This is a genomic window from Allostella sp., from assembly GCF_041913585.1.
Lineage (GTDB): Bacteria > Pseudomonadota > Alphaproteobacteria > ATCC43930 > Allostellaceae > Allostella.
In genome coordinates, this window is sequence record NZ_JAYSFE010000281.1 from 1 (window position 1) to 1,923 (window position 1,923).

The 1,923-nt window shown below is 70.6% G+C and carries 1 protein-coding gene; it reads right to left on the minus strand.

Features of this window, described 5'->3' with window-relative positions; all coding sequences use genetic code 11:
• A partial coding sequence (locus ACE3Q3_RS24205) for a PAS domain-containing protein (RefSeq protein ID WP_374450400.1) occupies nucleotides 1-1,923 on the minus strand: 1,923 nt, incomplete at both ends.

Here is a 1,923-nt window from a genome sequence, read left to right on the forward strand (position 1 = left end):
CGCGCCGCGTCTGGATGGCGAGGCCGAGGTTGGCCGCGAACTCGACCAGCAGGTTCGCCTCCTCCTCGCCGAACCGGCCGGTGCGGTCGGAATAGACGACGAGCACGGCGGCGACGCCGGACCTGTCGGGCACCGGGATCGCCATGCAGGAGCGCAGGCCGACCTCTTCGGCGAGGGTGGTCCAGAAGCCCATGGTCGGATCGCGGGCAATGTCGTTGCTGGTCTGCGGGGCGCCGGTGCGGATCGCCCGTCCGGTCGGGCCCTGGCCCGCCGCGTCGTCCGACCAATGGACCGTCAGCCGGTCGATGTAACGCACCGCGCTACCCGCCCACACCAGGGGCTTGACCGTGCGCTCGTCATCCTTCTGGGGCACCCCGATCCAGGCGACGGCGTAACCCCGGCTTTCGACCAGGAGTTCCACGAGGCGGGCGAGCATCGCCTGCTCCTCGGTCTCGCGTAGGATCACGCCGTCGCAGCGGACGATGAGTTCGCGAACCGCGGCGATCCGCGCCGCCGCCTCCTCGGCCGTCTTGCGGTCGGTGATGTCGGTGTGGGTGCCCGACATGCGGAGGGGACGACCCTCGGCATCGCGCTCGGTGACCTTGCCGCGGTCGAGCACCCAGACGATCGACCCGGACTTGTGGTGCATCCGCACCTCGATCTCGTAGTATTCCCGGGTGCCCGCAAACACCTCCTGAAGCTGCGCTTCCGACCGGGCGAGGTCGTCGGCATGGGCCAGCCGCTCCCAGGTCGCGATCGAGATCGGCTCCAGTTCCGCCAGGGTGTAGCCGACGATCTCGGCCCAGCGCTCGTTGAAGACCACCGCGCCGGTCTGGACGTTCCACTCCCAGGTGCCGGCATTGGTGCCCCAGATGATCTCGGAAAGCCGCTGCCGTTCCTCTGCGAGGCGGCTCGACATCGCCTTGTGCTCGGACACGTCGACGAACGAGACCGGCACACGGCGGGCCGCTTCGTCGTCCGCCGGCAGGGGTAGGGAGAGGATGGTGGTGACGGCTCGCCCGTCCAGCGTCTGCAACGGGACCTCGGCGGTGAAGGTCGTCTGCCGCTCCCAGAGCGCCGCCAACAGGTCGACGAGGACGGTCCGGGCCGCGGGCGTGAAGGTGCGGTCGATGCCGGAGAGCAGGTCGGCTTCGGAGGCCGCGCCGAACACCCTGCGGCCGGCGGGGTTGACTCGGACGACGCGGATCGCCGCCAGCAGCTCGTCGAGCAGGGCGGGATGGGCGGCCGCGTGGGCGCGGATATCGGTCACGCCGGCGGCGCGCAGTTCCTCGAGCCGGCGCATCACGTCGGAGAGATCCTCCTCGAAGATGGCGACGGCGGCGGTGTCCACCAGTCCGCGGAAGCGGTCCTCGCTCGCCTCGAGGATGCGGTCGAAGCGGGCGAATGCCTCGACCTGCTGCAGCCCGAGCGCCAGCGCCACCGTCGCCGGGATGAGGGTTCCGAAATAGGGCAGGGCCAGACGGCCCAGGATCTGTTCCTCGTAATCAACTGGCAACAGGGCGAATATCGCCAGCGACATGGCCTGGGTGATCAGCCCCAGCACAACGAACGGGCCGACGCCGGGTGCCGTGGGGCGGCCGCGGTAGACGCGGTGGAAGGCGACGCCGATGAGAACGGCGAGCACGACACTGAGGGTCCCGACCAGGGCCCCGACGCCGCCGATCCAGAGCCGGGTCGCCGCCGTCACCAGGCCCGCCGTCACCCCGACGACGGGGCCGCCGAGGGCGCTCGCCACGGACAGCACCACGGTCCGCGAATCGAAGATCAGTCCGGGCGCCAGGGTGATCGCCAGCATCATGCCGAGGCCGGCCGCGGTTCCGAACAGCAGGCCCGAGACGACCTGTCCACCGAGGTCGCTGCCCCGCCAGCGCTCGACGAGGAAGCGCTGCGCCATGCACAGCA